This window comes from Achromobacter spanius, from assembly GCF_029637605.1.
GTDB classification, from domain to species: Bacteria; Pseudomonadota; Gammaproteobacteria; order Burkholderiales; family Burkholderiaceae_B; genus Achromobacter; species Achromobacter spanius_E.
The window spans coordinates 1,737,762-1,758,286 of the sequence record NZ_CP121261.1 but is presented as its reverse complement, the minus strand read 5'-3'; the positions used below and the strand labels follow the sequence as shown (position 1 = coordinate 1,758,286).

At 66.0% G+C, this 20,525-nt stretch carries 5 protein-coding genes (1 of these 5 only partly in view); 4 read left to right on the top strand and 1 reads right to left on the bottom strand.

Annotation, left to right across the window (positions count from 1 at the left end):
- Positions 1 to 3: 3 nt before the first annotated feature.
- Positions 4 to 540, bottom strand: a complete 537-nt coding sequence (locus P8T11_RS07570; RefSeq protein WP_268077522.1) for a hypothetical protein — start codon at positions 538 to 540, stop codon at positions 4 to 6.
- A 599-nt stretch (positions 541 to 1,139) separates the two neighbouring features.
- Here P8T11_RS07570 and P8T11_RS07565 point away from each other — a divergent pair.
- From P8T11_RS07565 to P8T11_RS07550, 4 genes are all read left to right on the top strand, one after another.
- Positions 1,140 to 1,946: a SapC family protein gene (locus P8T11_RS07565; protein WP_268077523.1), complete on the top strand. Its 807-nt coding sequence runs from the start codon at positions 1,140 to 1,142 to the stop codon at positions 1,944 to 1,946.
- Between the two features lie 16 nt (positions 1,947 to 1,962).
- Positions 1,963 to 2,832, top strand: a complete 870-nt coding sequence (locus P8T11_RS07560; protein ID WP_268077524.1) for a hypothetical protein — start codon at positions 1,963 to 1,965, stop codon at positions 2,830 to 2,832.
- Positions 2,825 to 4,516 (top strand): TolC family outer membrane protein, encoded by a 1,692-nt coding sequence (locus tag P8T11_RS07555; protein ID WP_268077525.1) that lies wholly within the window; start codon positions 2,825 to 2,827, stop codon positions 4,514 to 4,516. The genes P8T11_RS07560 and P8T11_RS07555 overlap by 8 nt, the downstream gene beginning before the upstream one ends.
- Before the next feature lie 100 nt (positions 4,517 to 4,616).
- A protein-coding gene (locus P8T11_RS07550; protein WP_268077526.1) for a DUF4347 domain-containing protein crosses the window boundary here: on the top strand, positions 4,617 to 20,525 show its start. 16,398 nt of this gene lie beyond the right edge of the window; only the first 15,909 of its 32,307 coding nucleotides appear in the window; the start codon lies at positions 4,617 to 4,619; the stop codon falls past the right edge of the window.

The following is a 20,525-nucleotide window of genomic DNA, read 5'->3' as shown; positions in this document are numbered from 1 at the left end:
GCGCTATCCCGTTGCCCGCGCCGCATCGCCATTGGCCGGGCGGGTGCTGCCGGGCTTGCCGTACAGCCACATCGAGCAAAGAAAGGCGCTGAGCACGCCGGCGGGGCCGCCGATGGCCAAGGCGCCGTTGAGCTCTTGCCATTCAAACTCGCGACTCGTGAACCCTTGTACAAAGCCCACGCCAAAAACGCCGCCTACGAGCGCGACCTTGGCGTATGACCACCAGGTGGCCCGGGCAGGCCGCAAGGCGCCGGCCACCACGCCGCACAACAGGGCGGGCACGGCGCCAAATATATAAAACCAGGGTAAGCCGAAGATCAACATCATCAGGTTCTTCGGGGCCATCGCGATGGCACTGATGGTGATCGTGACCGCGGCGCCGCCTATTGCCGGGGCAAACAAGGCAAACATGATGGCGCCGGCCAGGACGTCGCTGCCGATGCGGCGCGGCGTATCGCCCGGCGCACGTAGGGCATAGCGATAAGCCACGAAAGCCAGGGCGGCCAGAATCAGGATGCTAACGGTGATGAATAGGCGCATCGCGCCATTCTGTCATAAACCCCTTGCGCGCAAGACCAGGGACCAAGCCGGCTTTCCAAGCAGACCGCCGCGCCGCGCTACCAAGGGCGCCGCGACACAGTTCGAAATAAATTAACAAACCTTGACTTGTCTCTCGACGAAATATCGAGCGGCCGCGTCGTCTGTCCAGCAGGTGTCCCAGGCCTGAAGTCCGATGCCGCCATCATTCGTTTGGCGTAATTTTCAGTGCCAACTCAATCATTAAGTTACCCGACCTGCGTCAACTGAATATTCATTCTTTTTGGCGCCCATTGGCCATTTGCGCGCGGCTTATTCAATGGCGGCTTATTTTTTTCCAAGACGCAGGCCATTTTTGATGTGATTTGAAATATATCGGTTTATGTCCACGCAGGGCTGAATTCGGCAGCAGAATTGTCTTCTCTATAGGGGAAAATGCCCAATTCCAGGTATGGACGAAATCTAACAAAACCCGTCTAATTCTTTCCTTCGTTCACCCTTATGGCGGATGGATTTTCCGAAAAACTTCATTCTGAAGTTGCGCATAATCCTTACCGAAAACGTGGACAAAGTAACAAGCATCGGGTAAGGAGAATTTAATAATGTCAGCAACTGTGTTTTACGAGCGAGCTGTTGCCCTGGACCGTGCGGCGCATCAGAACACCAAAATCCAAATCCAGCCGGATCATTACGCGTTTGCGCTGGACACGAATGCGCTGCCCATTGCCGCCAGCGAATTCGCCGATGCCAGCCGTCATTACCCTATCGTTTTCGTCGGCGACGAAGCCGATAATTTCCACGTCGCCGTGCTGCTCGGCCTGGAAGACAAGTCCAACCTGTTCGTGACCGAGCAGGGCACCTGGCGGCCCGACACCTACGTGCCGGCCTTTGCCCGCCGCTACCCCTTCGTGCTGGGCACGACCTCCGAAGCCGACCGCCTGGCCGTGTGTATCGACGAGTCCTACCCCGGCATCAACACGGCCGATGGCGTGGCCTTGTTTGAAGACGGCAAGGAAACCGGCTACCTGACGCAGATGATGGAATTCCTGCGCGTGTTCCAGGGCGAAATGGAACTGACCAAGAGCATGGCCAAGCGCTTGAACGAGCTGGGCCTGCTGTCGGCCAAGACGATCACGATTTCGCAAGCCGATGGTGACCGTTACCTGAGCGGCTTCTGGGTCGTGGACGAACAAAAGTTTGCCGGTATCGATGACGCGCGCGTGGTTGAGCTTCAGCGTTCGGGCATCTTGCGTCTGATCGAACTGCATCGTGCCTCGCTGGGCAACATCCAGCGCCTGGCCATGCAACTGGACGAACAGCGCCGTCTGAAGGCGCAGCAGCAAAAGGACGTGGCCTCAAGCACCGACGCCGCGCCCGCTGACACGGCGTCCGCCGAGTCCGCGGCCTGAGCCTTCGCCCCAGGCCATGCTGACCGCCTCCCTGACTCCCGCGATCGGCCCGGCCGCAAGCCAAACCGGCGCTGAGCCGGAGATTCACATCCCCCTGCACACGCTGCGGGGGGAACGGCGGCTCTGGGCGGACCGCCTGCTGACCGTCTTCAAGGGCAGGCAGATCGATGGGGTCGAGTGGTCGATGAAGTTTTCGGCTGCTGGTCTCGTCGGCAACCGCTTCATGCTGGGCATCCAGCGTGAACATTGGCATCAGATGGACATGGCCACGCTGTCGCAGGCGCTGGCCATCCCGCAATCGCTCTGGATGCGTGTGCAGCAAGACATGGAGCACGCGCGCGCCATGTACTTCGCCTACGAGCCGGACGGCGCTGCGGGCACGTACCGCATCTATCTGGAATTCATGCCAGCACCCGACGCCCTGCGCCAGCACGGCGTGTTGCCCTTGGGCTGCGGTTACAAGTGGCATCCGGCAACCCAGCAGGAAGCGGCCATCACCGCCTACCGCATGCGCTACCTGGCCGATCGCGCCGCGTTTGACGCCCATCTGGCGCCGCGCCTGGCCAAGCTGGCCAACCCCGTGTTGCGCCAGGTGGCCGAGCGCATCGTGGCCCAGGCCTGCGAACAAGCCGATCCCAGCGGTTTCATGTTTCTGGAAGTGGACGAAGCGGATACCCGCCGCGATTCGTTCACCGTCACTTTTCGCGGGGCAGACCTGCCGTTGCGAGCCTTCATTCCCGATCTTCTGCGTTTGGCCGCCAGCCTGGCTCTGGCCGAAAGCGAGGTCCTGGGTTTTCTTTTGCCCGACGAACCACGCAGCCTGTACAGCCTGGCTGCCGGCGCCGCGCGGGACGGACACGAGTTTCTGACTGTCTACTATGACTGACAACGACAAGCTTCTCTTCCGCCCCGCGCATGCGCGCACGGGCATGATCGCGCTGGCCGTGTTGACGGCAATGGGCGTGGCGGGCTGCGCCGCGCGCAGCGGCGCGCCGGCAGCAAATGCCGAAAAGACCGACGCCACGCCCGCCACAACCACCGCCACAACCACCGCCACAACCACCGCCACAACCACCGCCGCAACCAGCGGCGTGCAGACCGAAAGTGGCACGCTCATGATGGGCCAGCGCACGCCGGAACAGGACTCGCGTTTCGGCAAGACCACGCCCAGCGCGCAGATGGACGAGGTTGCGCCGTCGCCTGCGCCGCGTTTTGACGAGAACACCGTCTTGCCCGCGCCCGCGTCGTACCTGCCGGAAGACAACCCGGCCTATAACGGCGCGCAGTTGCCGGATCAAAGCGATCCGATGACGCTTGACCAGGTTTACATGATGGCGCTTCAGAACGACCCGCAATTGCAGGGCGCCTATCAAGAACTGCAAGCGGTGGGTTACGGCGTGACGTCCGCGCGCGCGGGCCTCTTGCCCAGCGTTACCGGCGAAGTGAACCGCAGCCGCGTGAAGCAGAACGTGGTGGATAGCGAAAACGCCGTGTACCAGACGGGCCGCGCCAACTGGGCCGAAAACGGCTGGGCGCTGACCTTGAACCAGCCCCTCTTTGAACTGGGCGCCTATCACAAGTGGCGCCAGGCGCAGGACGCCGAACGCAAGGAAGTGGCCAGCTACGCCTACGCGCAACAGGACCTGATGCTGCGTACCGCCACGGCCTATCTCAGCGTGCTGGCCGCGCAAGATCAGGTGGAGCTGACCGAGGCCGAGCGCCGCACCACCAGAAAGCAGATGGAACTGGTGCAGGCACGCTATCAGAGCGGCCAGGAAACCCGCGTGGGTGTCAGCGAAGTGCAGGCGCGTCTGGACATCCAGGACGCCAACACGTTGCTGGCGCAAAACGATTACCTGGACAAGCAACAAGCCATTCAGGAAATCATCGGCTACGGCAACCTGAAGCTGCGTCCGGTCCGCAAAGACCTGCCGATGACCTTGCCCGCGCCCAACGACGCGCAAGCCTGGCTGCGCACGGCGCTGGACCAGAACTGGTCGATCCGCGCGGCGTCGGCCGGCGTGGCCGTGGCGGAAAAGGAAGTGGCGGTGCAGAAGGCGGGCTACTACCCCAGCGTGAACCTGCGCGCGTCCACCGGCCGCAACGAAACCGGCGGCAGCTTGTTTGGCGGCGGCAGCACGGTGGCCGATACCCGCTTCACGGTGAATCTGTCGGTGCCGATTTTTCAGGGCGGCTACACGTACGGCATGAGCCACGCCGCCGCTAGCCGCCTGAGTGCCGCGTCGTCTGACTTGAGCCTGACGCGCCGCAAGGTGCAGCGCCAGGTGTTCTCGTCATTCCAGAACATCGTCATCGGCGTGGATCGCATACGCGCGCTGAACAGTTCGGTGGAGTCGTTTGAGCTGGCGCTGAAGCTGAAGGAAGAGGGCTTCTCGGCAGGGCTGAACGACATCGTGAGCGTGCTGGACGCCTCGCGCAATCTGTACAACGCCAAGCGCCAGCAGGCCGAGGCTGGCTACAACTTTGTGCTGGACGGCCTGAAGCTCAAGCAAGCAGCAGGCACGCTGAACGCCGCGGATATCGCGGCGATCAGCCAGCAGATTCTGTAAGCAGCAAAGGCAGGGCGTGCGCGGCCCTTTGCGCGCACGTAGGAAAGTTCAAAATTTTGGGCGTGTCCGGCGCCCGCAATAACAAATGTCGAGCGACGATATGAGCATGAAGAAACTGGCGCGCAAACTGTGGACCGGCCGTTCCTCCCGCGAGGTGCAGCAATCCTTGTTCCGCAGGCGGCCACTCTTCGAGGCGCTGGAGCGCCGCTATCTCATGTCGGCCGACCTGCTTGTGCCGCCGCCGCCGCCCACGAGCGACCAGGCGCCCGTTGTGGCGCCGGCCGATCCAGCAGCCGGCGCGCATCAAGGCAAGAAGCCCTCCGCGCCCGGCACCCATCCGTATCTGGTGGAACGCGCTGCCTTCAAGGCGGTGGCGCAGCACAGCGACATGCTGACGCTGGACCAGTACGCGAAGGCCAACGCCACGCGCCAGGGCGACGCCAAGGCGTGGTTGCCCGGGCAGGAAGCCAACGCGGCCAAGCCGTCGGCGCAGGCGGCGAACGTTGCCGGCTACACCACGCAGTCCGAACAGACGCCGGTGCGCCAGATCATCTTCGTGGACCCGGCGGTTGATAACGCCGAGCAGATCGTGCAAGGCTTGTATGGCCTGATCAGCGGCAAGACCGAAGGCCTGGACGGCCTGATCAAGCCCACGGGCGATGGCCCGCAAGCGCAGGTGCTGCGCGCGCACGACACCGAGATCATCGTGCTGGATGGCCGTTACGACGGCGTGGACCAGATCACGCAGATTCTGGGTCAGCACAAGGATCTGGCGGCGGTGCAGATCATGAGTCACGGCAGCGCCGGCTCGCTGAGCTTGGGCACCGCGACGCTGGGCGAAGGCCAGCTTGACACCTACAAGGAACAGCTGCGCGCCTGGGGCGACGCCTTGTCGGACGACGGCGACCTGCTGCTGTACGGCTGCAACGTGGCCGCCGGCAAGGGCGGCATTGCCTTCGTGGACAGCCTGTCCGCCATCACGCGCGCGGACGTGGCGGCCGCCACGCACACCGTCGGCAGCGCCGCGCTGGGCGGCGACTGGGTGCTGGACTACCGCAACGGCGTGATCGACACCAACTCGGTCACGGTCGCCAGCTGGAACGGCGTAATGGCCAGCGCCACCGGCCTGCAATCGGGCGGCTCGACCTTGCAGGGCGTGGCCACCAATGACCACCTGATCGGCTACGGCAGCAACAACACCTTCGTCTTCGACAATAGCTCGACCGCTGCCGTGACGACGATTGAAGTGCGCCAGGGCATGAAGCAGGAAAACGGCGTCTGGGTGCGCAACGACGACGACGAGAACAGCAACAACACGCTGGACTTCTCGGGCATCAAGGGCAACGTCACCGCCATCATCAGCAACGACGACGCCTACCAGATTCAGTATTCGACGGTGGACGCCGCCAACGTCTGGACGCAGCACACCGTGAACGTGGTGTTCAAGTCGGCCGACGGCACGCAAAGCCTGAAGATCGGCGGCAAGACCTTCAACCTGATCGGCACCGCGCTGGACGGCAAGACCTTGCTGGACTACAGCGGATACGCCACCGGCATCACGGTGGACCTGTCCGGCCCCACGGCCGACGCCAATGGCGAGGAAGTTCCGCCGCCGCCGCCGACCGGATTCGGCTATGTGCGCGCGATCAGCGGAGTCAAAGGTTCGACGCAGGGCGGCAACAAGATCACGGTGGTGGGCGACACCACCGTCACGATCAATAATTCGCAAGACATCATCAGCGGCAGCGGCGGCGGCAACACCTACATCGTTGCAGGCGGCGCCATCGGTTTTACCCTGACCCAGCAGGCTGGCCAAAGCGGCAACACCCTGGACCTTTCCCAATATGGCGTTGACGTTACCGCCCGTGTGCAGACCAGCGGCGGCATCTCCGTGTACCTGGGCGCGGGCGTGGCCGCCGACGGCAGCGTCAACAACCTGAACGGCGCCACCGCGCTGGTCAGCAATCTTGACGTGCAGATGTTCTTCGGCGTGGCCGGAAAGACCACGCTGGACTACTCGGCCTATGAAGACAACGTTACCGTCAACCTGAACTTCCAGGACGGCAACACCGGCCTGTACGACGCCAGCGGCATGGCCGGCGTGCTGAACATCAGCAACGTCATCGGCGCGGGCGGCACCTATGGCAACGACATCGTCGGCAGCCTGGGCGACAACATCATTACCGTGGCAAGCAGCCTTGCCCAGAACCGCATCAGCGGGGGCGGCGGCAACGATCTGGTGATCGGCAACCTGGCCACGGGCGGCGCCACCGAATACATCGCGGGCGTGGACAGCAACGCCACGCTCAGCGGCGACAAGACCTCGGCCACGTTGACGAACACGCCCGTGGGCGCGGGAGCCGCCACGACGGTGACCCTGCGCGGCGTGAACGCCGTGACCTTGCAGGACTATCGCACCATTGACCCGACGGCAGCGGCGGGCACGGCCGCGCACGCGGGCACCGTCGTCACGCTGGACGGCACGAATTATCGCGGCGATCTCACCCTGATCGGTAGCGCGGGCGCCAACGTCCTGAAGGGCGGCTTGGGCCACAACACGTTTACCGGCTACCAGGGCGCCAACGAGCTCTGGGCGCAGGCGGGGTCGCTCAGCAACACGCTGGACGAAAACGGCGAGTGGAATTTCACGCTGTCCAACACGGCGTTGACAGCCGCGTACCAAACCGACGGCACCGCGCTGGCGGCGGGCCAGGCGGCGCCGGTGCTGGCGAACACGCTGCATGGCGTCTTCAGCGACGCGCGCCTGAACGGCGGCCTGGGTTCGATGCTGATCGATGCGTCGGCGTTCAGTGGCAACACGGTGCTGGTCAGCGGCCTGATGGCGGGCGGCGTCATCAAGTCCGGTTCGGGTGCCAACACCAAGCATCAGGTCATGCTGCTGGGTGGGCGCTACGCGATCACGGGCGGCACGGGCGCCAACGCCACGACCGAACTGGTCGTGGCGGCCGATGGCCTGACGGGTATAGCCGGCGCGGACTATGTCGCGCAGACGGCCGCGACAGGCGGCGTGGGCTACGTGTCGTTCGAGCAAACGGGCGGCACCACCTGGATCAAGCGTTCCGCCAGCGAAACGCAGGCCACGGCCTCCACCTACACCGGCATCACCAGCGCCCGCATCGTCAGCGGCGAATACGGTAACTGGATCGACACCTCGCGCTTTGCCGGCACGGCGGTGCTGGACGGCGTGGCCGGCCTGTCGAACTATTTCGTCATCAGCAACGCTTATGCCACCCAGGTGATCGGCTCGGCCGGTTCGAACACCGTCGAGCTGTCCACCGGCGGCAAGAACGTGGCGCTGAACAACAGCCAGGTTGCGATCAGTGCGGGCGGCGTCACGATCAACAGCGCATTCACCAACGTGAATGATTTCCGCTTCGTGGTGCAGGGCGGGGCAACTGCCAACACGGTGGACACGACTGCCTTCACCGGCGTCACCACGCAAACCTATCTGTCCGACCTGACGTCGGGCTACACGCCGGCCGAAGGCCCGGCGCTGGCGTTCGTGTTTCCCAACCATGCCAACGCGCGGGTCGATGTCGGCCTGGAAGGCGTGCGCACGGTTCAAGATCTGCTGGACGCCATCGGCGCCGGCATCATGGTGAACGCGGCGGGCGAACCGTTGCGTGTTGCCGTCAGCGGCCCGAACACGGGCAAGCTGATTCCGGATACCGACACCACCACGCCTTGGGACTATTTGTACGCGCTCACGGCCAGCCTCGATGCCCAAGGGCGTTTGCAGGTGGCCTACAGCCAGGACGCGATTGCGGCCGGTTTCTCGGGCGTGTTCTCGCTGGCGCCGGGCATGCAGGCGGCGCTGAACGCGGACGGCACGGTCTCGAACTCCACCGTCAGCCTGTCGGATGCGGCCTACAAGCTGGGCCTGATCGCGGCGGGGCAGTTGCAAAGCAGCTCCAACAGTGCCGGCGTGCTGACTGGCGCGGCGCTGGCGATTGGCCATCAGACGGAGTTCGTGCTGGCAGGCACGAATTCCACCATCCGCTCGGGCGGCGGCGACAACACCTTTGTCGTCAACTATGGCCAAGCCGCGCTGAACACCGGCGCGGGCAACAACATCCAGACGCAAGCCGCGGCAAGCAATCACTTGGTGGTCAACACCAGCGTGGGCGCGGTGCTGAGCAACGGAAACGTGCATTACGACAATGGCGGCGCCAGCACGTCGATCGTGAACTTTGGCGGCAATTCGTTCTCTGACGCCACCCTCATCGCCACCAACACCACGGGTGCGACCACGCTGGATGCATCCACGTGGAGCAAACCCGTCACGCTGGCGACCAGTGGCGGTTACGACACGTTGATGGGCAACACCAGCAACGTCTCCTTCGTGGTGACGCAGCCCGCCGACACCACGGCAGGCACGGTCACGGTGTCGCTGGCGTCAAACACGGGCTCAGGCAACAGCCTGCAAGTGATGGCGCTGGGCGCGGGCACGGCCTTGTCGAACCTGATCTCGAACACCGGCGGAATTGTCGGCGTGACGATGGGCGCCAACACCGACAAGCTGGACTATGTGCTGGACATCGGCAGCGGCACGGTCGACACGGCGCTCACCGTGACGGGCCGCAACGTCACCATCCGTGGGCAATCGTTCTCGGTGCTCACAGACATCACGCTGGACAATGCCCATACCCTGCGGCTGGAAGGCGAGAAGATCACGGTGGGTGCCACGTCGGGCGCGAACATCGTGCTGGCGGCGGGCGCCGTCGAATTGGCGGCGCAGCGCTACCGACCGTGGCGCAGCGGTTTCGCCCAGATCTACACGCTGGAAACCCGCATCACCATCAACAACGCCACGTTGTGGGCCAAGGACGCGGGCGGCTCGGGCGTCAGCCTGACGACCAAGATCGACAGCAAAGACTACGCCCTGGACCCGCTGATCAAGAACGGCGCGAACCAGAGCGGCATCTTGGGCACCTTGGCGGGCGGGGTGAACTCCGCGTTCGATGCGCTCATGACATTCCTGGACGGCGCCAGCGCCATGGCGTCGTGGGCGGGCATTACCTATAAGTCGTCCATCAATGTCGGCACGCAGGCCCGCCTGGTGTCCAACAGCGATGTGACGATCACGTCCACCTCGTCGGCCACGGTCACGCTAAGCCCGCTGGTGGCCAAGGTGGCTGGAATCGCGGTCGGCGTGCTGCAAAATTATTCGAACATTGACGTGCAAGGCACGGTGCTGGCCTCCAAGGCCATCACCATCAAGTCCGAAGTCACGAACGAGATGTCCATTGCCCTGCTGCCAGGGCAGATGGGTGCCGTGCCGGCTGTGATCGGCGTGGGCGTGGCGGTTGTGCTGAGCGAATCCACGGTGCATATCGGTGCGTCCGCGCGCCTGGAAACCGGCTTGCAGCACACCGCCGACCCCATGACCGGCACCGTCAGCGGCGTGGGCGGCGATGTCACCATCCAGGCCATCACGAATCACAAAAGCACAATTTCCATCACGGCCAAGGGCGCGATGGCGGAAAGCGACGACACCCAGCCCGTGACCGGGGCGGACGGCAAGATCGACCCGTCGAAAGAAACCGGCAAGTACAAGGCCAGCGTGGCCAAGGTGGGCGTGGCCGTGGGCTTTGCCTACAACCAGCTCAGCACCGAAGCCTTCATGGATGGCTCGGTCGTGACGCGCAACGCGGGCAAGGTCCTCGTTGAAGCCCGCGCGGTGGACACGGGCAGCGCGATCTCGGTCAAAACCATTCTGGGCGGCCGTGCCGCGACGGGCAGCGACTATCTGACGTCGGTGCAGACCGAGGCCAAGAGCGCGGCCATTTCCAAGACGGTTACCCCCGCCGTGGGCGGCGTTACCAGCGGCCTGGGCACCGGCACGCAGTACGTGAAGAGCTTCTTCAGCGCGCTGGTATCCGATAGCCGGGGCGGCAAGTTCGGCGACAAGGTCAAGGAAATCAAGCAGGAAAAGGACTTCGAGGACCGCGCCAAATACGATGCCGGCATCCAGAAGGAAATCGACAACCCGTCCACCGAGTTCCAGGTGGGCGCGGCGCTGGGCATGTCGATGAGTAATATCACGACGACCGCCCGCATCGGTAACGGCATCAACGCCGCCACGGTCACCACGGCGGGCGGCGACGTCACCGTCAATGCGGTGACGCAGTACAACACCAAGCTCACCGTCATGAGCGGGGTGGATGATCAGGCCATCGCCGACAAGCAGGCCTTTCTGAACAAGAAAAACAACCTGACCACCAACCAGCCGGAACGCGCGGCGGGGCCGGACGGTTCCGACTTTGGCGCGGCGGCCGCGGTGATCATCGGGATTGACACCGTCAAGACGCAGGCCAGCATCAGCAACCTGGCCACCATCACCACGAATGGCGGCGATGTGACCGCCACGGCCAGCTCGCTGAACCAGATCGACCCAAACAAGTTGTGGCTGGTGAACCTGTACGCGCCGTTCGATGGCATCGACACCAAGTGGAACGCGGCCGATGGTACAAGCGCCAAGATGTCGGTGGCCAGCGCCGCCGCCACCAGCTTCCTGAACAACTTGCAGGCCACGCTGACCAGCACGGGCGGCATTTCGTCCAGCTTCAGCAGTTGGGCCAGCGCCACCGCCAAGAGCAAGAAGCTGGCGCTGTCGGGCGCCTTCACCGTTTTGGTGCAAGACACCAAGACGCTGGCCAATGTGGCGGGCAAGATCGACACGCGCCTGGCCAGCGGCGCCGCCGGGGATGTCACGGTTGACGCCGAGAACTCCTCGCAGCGCTTGAACCTGGTCGGCAACATCATCCTGCCGTCGATATCCATCGGCGGGGCGAAGTCCTTGCAAAAGGCCGATCCCAAGGCGGACGGCCAAAGCCGCATGAGCTACGGCAAGGACCTGGCCAAGGGCTTCCTGACGCCGAAGTACCAAGGCTTTGACTACGGCAGCAGCTCGAAGGAAGGCTCGGCGATTGGCGTGTCGGTGTATGTGAACGCCGCAAAGCACGACACGCGCGCGGTGGTCAGCGACACGGCCGTGATCAACACCGGCAAGCTGACGGTCAATGCCGACAATGAATTGATCTCGGTCACCTTGGGCGCTTCGGGCGGCCAGGCGAAGACGTTGGCCGTCAACGGCGTGGTGCTGGTCAACTCGACCAGCGCGACAACCTTGGCGCAGGTTGGGCGTGGTGCAACGGTGGACGCCAGCGGCGCGGCCATCATCCAGGCGACGGACGCCACGTGGGTTGGCACCATTGCAGGTGCCGCCGCCAGCTCGCAGGCGGCGGGCGTGGGCATGAGCGTGTCCATCAATGATGTGAACCGCTGGACCCAGGCGCTGATCGGCGACACGCTGCGCGTGTCCGATGGCGCGCCCACGGGCTTGCCGGCGGGTTCGTTCTCGGCCGCGTCGCTATCGGTGCGGGCGGAAAACAAGGGCTTTGTGGGCAACTTCGCGGTGGCAGGCTCGCGCGTGTCCAGCCCCGTGGCGGGCGCGGGGACGGGCACCGGTGCGGGCACGGGCGGCAGCAGTGGCGGCAGCACCGGCGGCAGTGGCACCGACACGTCGGCCATCAAGCTGCCGGGCAGCCAGGGCGACGGGTCGTCGTCCACGGATGTCTCGACCAAGCTGGATGAACTGAGCAGCAAGGTCGGCGAACTGACCCAGGATGCGGGCGCGGCGACTGGCGGTGGTGCAGGTGGCGGGGCCGGCAGCCAGCCGTCCAAGGCAGGCGTGGCGATCTCGGGCGCGGTGGCCGTCAACATGGTCAGCGACTTTGCCCAGGCCTACGTGAACGCGGCGGGCATGGTCATCAAGATTGGCGGCGATGCGTCGATCACGGCATTGAACAACACGCACGCGCTGGCCCTGTCGGGCTCGGCGGCGCTGGCGCAGTCGGACTCCGCCAAGTCGAACGTGGGCATCGCGGGCGCCTACAGCATGAACATGCTGGGCGGCGAAGCCCGTGCCGAAGTGATGGCGGTGGGGGAATTGGCGGCGGTGACGGCCAATCTGGCCCTGGCCGCGCGTCGTACCGGCGTGGCGGTCACCATCGCGGCCGGCATGGCCGGGGCGAAGGGGCAGAAGGGCGTCGCGGTGGCGGGTTCGGCCGCCGTGGGCGTGGCGGACTACGCCAACATCGCGGTGCTGAGCAACGCGGCCAAGGTATCGGCGCGCGACATCACGGTGCAAGCGCGCGACCTGAGCGTACTGGCCACCGTGGCCGGCGCTGTCGCCACGACGGACGGCAAGGCGGGCGTGGGCGCGGCCATTGCGGTCAACGTCAGCACCAGCAATGTCGAGGCGGGCATCCGCCAGGTGACGGACCTGCTGTACACGGGCCGCATCGATGTGTCGGCGGAATCCACCCAGGTCGTCGTCGGCTTTGCCGGCGCGTTGGGCATGGCGCGCGATGGCGCGGGCGTGGGCGGCTCGGTGTCCGTCAACGTGGTGTCCAACCGCATTGAAAGCTATCTGATCAACAGCAAGGTCACGCATGACGGCGCGGCCACCGGCAACCACGACGTCAACGTCACGGCGCGGGACAAGACCACGCTCGTCGCCATTACCGGCGCGGCGGGGGTGGGCAAGAAGGCGGGCGTGGGCATCGCCATCAGCTACAACGAGATCGGTAACTCGGTCACGGCCGGCGTCCAGGGGTCGACCGTGGATACCAAGGGCCACGGGGCGGTGAACATCAGCGCGGAAGACACGTCGTCGTTGGGCGGGGGCGCGGTTGGTGTCGGCGTGGGCATGGGCACGGCCAAGTTCGCGGGCGCGGGCTCGATACAAGTCAACCGCGTCAGCTCGGCCGTGGCGGCCTATGTGCTGCCGCGCTACGACGCCAATGGCGCGGTGGTGGCGCGCAGCAGCATCAACGCCACGGCGTTGACGGTGACGGCCACCGAGAACAACACGCTGGTTGCGGTGACGGGTGGCGTGGCGGTGGCGGCGGGCGGTTCGATCGCGGCCGGCGCATCGGTCAGCGTCAACGAAGTCAGCTCGCGCGCCAGCGCCTTGATTGAAAACGCCGACGTGGATGTGGCCGGCAAGGTGGATGTGTCGGCGCATTCGTCGCCGTTGCTGGTGTCGGTGGGCGCGGCCGGCGCCTTGTCCAAGAATCTGGCGTTGGCCGGCGCGGTCAACGTCAACATGATGCGCGGCGCAACCGAAGCGCGCATCAGCGGCAGCACCATCAAGGCGGGCAGCCAGACTGGCTTCACGGGCGACGCGGTGCGCGTCAACGCCTCGGATGCGTCGGCGCTGTACGCCATCACGGTCGCGGGTTCCATCGCCACGCAAGGCGCGGCGGTGGGCCTGGCCGTGGCGGTCAACATCATGGGCGGCAACACCGCCTTTGACCGCAATCTGCTGGGCTTCAACAACACCACGCTGGCCGACTCCGGCGCGGCGGTCACGACCGTGGATGTGGCGGACAACGCGGGCGCAACGCCCAACCCGAAGGTCTCGGCCGCCATCCTGCGCAGCGATGTGCAGGCGGTGGCCGGCAACGTCAACGTGTTCGCCGGGCTGGTGGACCCGATGGCCGCGGGCGGCAACGCGCAACTCAACGGTGGCGACCAGCTGTCGGTGGGCGGCAACGACATCAAGGTGGACCGGGGCGGCAGCACGCTGACCTTCACGGGCGACGCGGCGGCCGTCATCAACGGCACGCAAGACACCAGCGGCAATGCCGGCATGCCGGGGCAGACCGGCAGCACGGGCGGTGAATTCTCGGGTTGGCAAACCGGCGACGGCATTTACCTGAGCGCGGGCGCGGCCAACATCAAGCTGGCCGATGGCTCCAGCCTGCGCAACGATCGCGTGTACTACGTGATCCGCCGCGAGGCCGCCAATGGCGAAGCCGTTATCCAGCTGGCCGACACGCAGGAAGACGCCTTGCGCGGCAAGGCGCTGCAATTCTCCAGCGTGAGCAATCTTGGCGCCGTGGGCTTTGCCTATGTGCGCATGCAGAATTCCACCAGCGTCAACCTGCAACCCTTCCACGGCGTGGATGCGGGCGTGACGCTGAGCCCCGCCACCAACACGCTGACGCTGAACGCGCCGTTCGCGGGCGTGCAGGAAGGCTCGGCCATCATGTATAGCGGGTCGGTGGGCAGCAACGGCCAGATCGACGACGTGCTGGCCAACCGCATCCTGGCCCAGGGCAAGGACGTGCTGAAGGTGGGCGTGACCTATTACGTGGTCAACCTGAGCGCCGACCAGACCTCGTTCCAGCTACGCGACGGCCAGGGCAACCTGATCGACCTGTCCGGCGCGACGGTGGGCAGCGCCTTGCAGCGCTTCAGTGTGAACAACCCCGCGGGCGCGGTGCTGAACGCCGATGGCAGCCTGACCTTGCCCAAGGCGCACGGCCTGGCCACGGGCGACAAGGTGGTGGTCAGCGTGGGCGCCAATGGCGTGCTGACCGGCCTGGCGAATGACGGCGTGTACGTGGTTGAGGTGGTGGACAGCACCACGCTGCGCTTCAAGGACGTGAACGGCGCGGCCGTGACGCTGGCTGCCCTGGGCTATGTGGCCGAGTTCAATACCGGCACCAAGCGCTACGAGTATTTCCTGACGGACGCCTTGGGCAACAAGGTGCTGGACGCGCAGAGCAAGCCGGTCTCGGTCAACCCCGACGCGATGATTGCGTTCACGCAAGTGGAGTTGCAACGCCAGACGTCGCAAACGACGACCAGCACGGGCAGCGACGGCACCGAGAACACCAGCATCACGCAAGGCACGCCCACGGATGCGACCCTGTCCGCCAGCAGCGGCAAGACGCAGGTGGCGGGCGAAAACAGTTTCACCTTCGCCGCCGACGCGGGTCTGGCCACGGGCGACACCGTGATCTACCGCAGCCTAGGCACGAACATCGCTGGCCTGGTCGACGGCCAGCGCTACTACGTGATCAACGCCTCGCAGGGCGGCACGTTTCGCTACCAACTGGCCAGCTCGCTGGAAAATGCCCAAGACGGCATCGCCATGCAGTTGGGCGCCACGACCGGCACGGGCGGCATCAGCTTGCAGAAGGCGGTGGATCGCGTTACCTCCGGCGGCTTGATTTCGCTGGACATCGGTTCGCTGACGCAGGGCCATGGCCTGACCAACAGCATGCTGAGCATTACCGTGGCTGGCGCGGGCGGCAAGTCCCTGGGTGGCGCGGGCGCCATCGGCGTGAACCTGTCGCGCGCGGACGTTACCGCCATCATCGACAACACGGGCGCGGCGGCCGGCACGAAGGTGCTGGCGGACAGCGGCGCGGTGTCGGTATCGGCGCAAGACGCCAGCCGCATCGTTACCGCCACGGGCGCCTTGGGCATTTCGTTGACGCAAGGCGCGTCCGCGGCTATTGGCGCATCGGTAGGCGTGGCGGACATGCGCAACAACGTGCGCGCCGCTATTGCCTCGGCGACGGTGACGGCAGAATCCGTCCAGGTACGCGCCGAAGAGCGTGCCAGCATCTACAACGTGTCGGTGGGCTTGGCGGGTGGCGCGGGCGTGGCAGTCAGCGGCTCGGTGGCCGTCAACACGATTCAGAACACGGTACACGCGCAGATTCTCGACGCCGCGGTCACCGCGACCACGGGGGATATCCGTATCGCCGCGCGCGACATGGCCAGCATTTCGGCGCTGGCCGGCAATGTGTCGGTGTCGGTGGGGGGCCGCGTGGCGGCCGGCATGGCGTTTGCCGTGAACCAGATTTTCGACACGGTGTATGCGGGTGCGGTGCGCTCGTCGCTGTCGGCGGCGGGCGACATCGTGGTGCAGGCCACCTTCGCCAAGCCCGATGATTTGTCGCCGGGCTTGAACGCGCAGATCTCCGCCATGGCGGTCAGCGGCGCGGTCGCGGCGGGTGGCTCTGGCGCCAACGTGGGCTTTGGCGGGTCGGCGGTGTTGAATTGGATTGCCAACACCATCACCGCAGAAATCGGCGACACCGTCAGCGGCCAGGACGTCGTGGCGGACGGCGACATCGTGGTGCAAGCCAATGATGCGTCCACCATCAACAGCTTGGCTGGCGCCGTGGCGCTGGGCCTGGGCTCGCAAGGCGCGGGCGTGGCGGTGGGCGCCAGCCTGTCCTACAACTACGTGGGCGGCGCGCCCGCGGGCACGGCCCGCGAGCATTCGGTGTCGGCCTTGATTCGCGACACGCAGGGTGCCGTGCGCGGCGCGCACGTGCAGGTGGCATCGCTGTTTACCGGCCAGATCCACAACGTGACGGTGGCCGGCAGCGTGGCCGTCGGCACAGCGGCGGTGTCGGTGGGCGGCGCGGTGTCGATCAACCGCGTCAACAGCAAGAATGAAGCCGGCATCCGCAACGCGCGTCTGGTCGAGGCTTTGTCCTCGGGCGGCGCGCCGGGCGTGGCCGTGCAGGCGCGCGACGACGGCTATGTGCTGGCGGTCGCGGGCGGCTTGGGCGTGGCGGTGTCGCCGGGCAGCGGCGCGGGCATCGCGGCCGGCGTGTCGGCCACCGACAACACGGTGCGCAACAACACACGCGCCTATATCGATGGCACATCGGCCAACGACACGGGCCTGCGCACGCAGATCGGCTCGGCCAACGGCATCGCCGTAGACGCAATCAATGACTCGCGCATCGTGTCGGCGTCGATCGGCGTGGCGGCAGCGGTGGCCGTGGGCCAGGGCTTTGCCGGGGCCGGCGCGGGCGCGGGCAGCGGCAACACCATCGGCGGCTCGGTCGAGGCGACGCTGCGCAATGTCGACCCGAAGGCGGGCGGCGTCATGGACGGCGACGTGCGCGTCAACGCCGAGAACACCGGCAGCATCGTCACCGTGGCCGGTGCGTTGGCCGTGGCGGTGTCGGCAGGCGGCATGGGCGCGGGCGCGTCCGTGGGCGTGTCGGTCGCCATCAGCGACATCAGCACCATCGTCAAGGCGCTGGTGGACAACTCCGTCATTCGCACGCGCGGCGGCAGCCAGGGCATGACCGTGTCCGCCAGCGACCGCGCGGCCATCACCGCCATCGCCATTGGCGGGGCGGTCAGCGTGCAGGCCGGCAGCGCGGGCGTGGCCATTGCGGTGGGCACGAGCGTAGCGGTCAACAAGGTTTTCAACACCGTGCATGCCCACATTCAGGGCGGCACGGTGGAAACGGGCGGCGCGGCGCTGACCGTCAGCGCCACGCAACAGGCCGACATCACCTCGGTGGTGCTGGGCGCATCCGTCGCGGTGTCGGTGGGCGATAGCGCCAATGCCGCCATCGGTGGCGGTGGCGCGCTGGCGCGCAACGTGATTTCGGCCAGCGTGCAGGCGGGCATTGCGGACGCCATCATCAACACGTCTGGCGCGGGCAACACGCTGGGCGCGCTGGATGTGCTGGCGCTGGGCCTGTCGCAGATCAACGCGGTAGTGCTGGGCATGTCGGCATCGGTGTCGGTCAGCCACTACGCGGCGGCCTCGGCATCGATCGGCGTGGCCATGGCCGAAAACGTCATCGGCTATGACGTCAACAGCGCCGGCCAGGTGGTGGCGCTGGGCGCGGGCCGTCCGGTCAATGAGATCGTGGCGTCCATCGACGGCAGCACGGTGACGGCGGGCGCGGTGAGCGTGAACGCCAGCAACGCCACGTTCAAGGCCGACGGCAGCGTCGACCAGCAGCAAAGCATCGACGCCGTGGTGGTGGCGGGCGCGGTCGCGGTGTCGGTGGCCTACGCGCCGCCCATCGTGGACGGCGCCAGCCTGGCGGTGTCGGGGGCCGGCGCAGGCGCGCGGGCCGTCAACAAGATCAAGACGGGCATCACTGCTCGCATCACGGATGTGAACCAGGCGCATGCCTGGAACGCGGCCAGTGTATCGGTCGTGGCGATGGACGTGGCGCGCATCGACAGCACGATTGCCGCCGTTGCGATCTCGGTGGCGGTGTCGCTGGGCGCCACGGCGTCCTTGTCGGTGGCCGCATCGCTTGCGCAGAACGACGTGGGCAACGCGGCGGTGGCCAAGGTTGACGGGGTGAACTTCGTCAACGCACCCGCCATTACCGTCAAGGCGGACAGCAAGGCCAGCATTCATACCGTGTCGGTTGCGGCGTCGGTTGCCGTGGGCGTGAGCTTGGGCGGCATTTCGCTGGCAGGCGGCGGCGCGGATGCACGCAACGTGATCAGTTCGTCCGCAACGGCGGTGATGAACGGCTCGCGCATCAACGGCAATGGAGCCAACGCGCTTACCATCGATGCCGACATGAGCGGCACGATCAAGGCCACGGTGGTGGTTGCCAGCGTGGCCTTCACGGCGGCGGGCGGCTCGCTTGCTATCGGCGCGTCGGTGGCCGAGAACACCATTACGCAGGATGCGGGCGCACGCGCCACGCTGTCCAACACCCAGGTGTCGAACCTGGGCGCCATCAATGTCACCGCCGACACGATCCAGACGCTGGAAACCGTGGTGGTGGCGGGCGCGGTGGGCATTGCGTACAACGGCGTCGCGCTGGCGGCAGCGGGCTCCAACGCCTCGAACACCACGCACGCCGTGACGCGCGCGCAGGTGGACGGCCTGACCCAGATTGACGCCAACGTGCGCGGGGCGGACAACCTGTCCGTCAAGGCGACGAATACGTCCACGCTTAAGGCTACGGCCGCGGGCGCCAGCCTGTCGGGCACGTCGCAGGGCCTGGCCCTGTCGGTAGGCGTGGCATTGGCCAGCAACAAGGCGCTGGGCGCGGTGGAAGCGTCGGTGGCGAATTCGGTGCTGAACGTCGGCACGGGCGCGCAGATGACGCGCGTGTCCATCGCAGCCGAAGACACAACAACGCTGGACGCCAAGGCCATTGGCGCATCGTTGGCGTTTGCCATGACGGGCGGATCGCTCGCCGTGGGCGCATCGGTGGCCAGCAACGTGGCGGCCACAAGCGTGCAGTCCTACGTGTCGGCGTCCACGCTGAACGTGTCTGACTCGGTGGCCGTGTCGGCCAAGGAAACCGCCAAGCTGGATGGCGTCTCGGTGGCCGCATCGGTTGCGGCCGGGTTCTCGGGCGTGTCCGTGTCCGGCTCGGGCGCGGAAGGCACGCACATCATCGCCAACGATGTGGGCGGTTACATCACCGGTTCGACCATCACGGCAGGCACGGGCGTGTCGGTCAAGGCGGACAATACGTCCACCATTTCGGCGGTGACGGGCGCGGTGTCGGTCAGCGCAACGGGTGCGGGCCTTGCGGCCAGCATCGGCGTGTCGATCGCCAACAATACGTTTGGCGCGTACGCGGGCGACGGCGTCAGCCGTAGCAACCGCGCGCTGGCGTATATCGATAACAGCACCATCACGGTCGCCAAGGGCAATGTGGATGTGTTGGCGACGTCCACCGAGACGCTGACCAGCGTCAACTTCGCCGGCAGCGTGGCGGTGGCGGGCTTCGGCGGCTCGGCAGCGGGGTCGGGCGTGCAAGTCACGAACCGCTTTGCCACGACGACGTCGGCTTATATCCAGGGGTCGGAGGTGACGGCGGGCCTGGCTGGCAGCGCGGGCTCGTTGACGGTGCGGGCGCAAGACACCAGCACCATCCTGAAGTCCGGCGCGTACGGCGTGGCCGTGGCGGCTTCGTTGCCGGTGCCGGGCAGCTTCGGCCTGAACCTGGCCTTGGCCGTGACGCTGGTGGACAGCGTGGCCGAGAACCAGGTCAGTGCCTATATCAATACCGCCAGCGGCAAGAACGTGGGCGCGTATGACGCTGTGTCCGTGCTGGCGCTGGAACAGACCGACTTCAAGGGCCTGGACGCCGTGACCGCATCGGTTGCGGTGGGTGGCGGCATCGCGGCATCGGGCGCAGGCGTTCGGGTCACGAACAACACCCGCAACAACGTCAGCGCCAAGATCACGGGCGGCGGCAAGGTCGGCGCATTGGGCAAGGTCGAGATCACGGCCGACACCCAGGTCACGGCGCAGATCGACCTGACCCAAGTCAGCGTGGCGGTGGGCGTGGTGGGTGTGGCGGTCGGCGTGGGCATTGCCGAGAACATCGCACGCGACACCACCACGGCGTCGGTGGACGGCGCCAATGTGGCCGCGCCA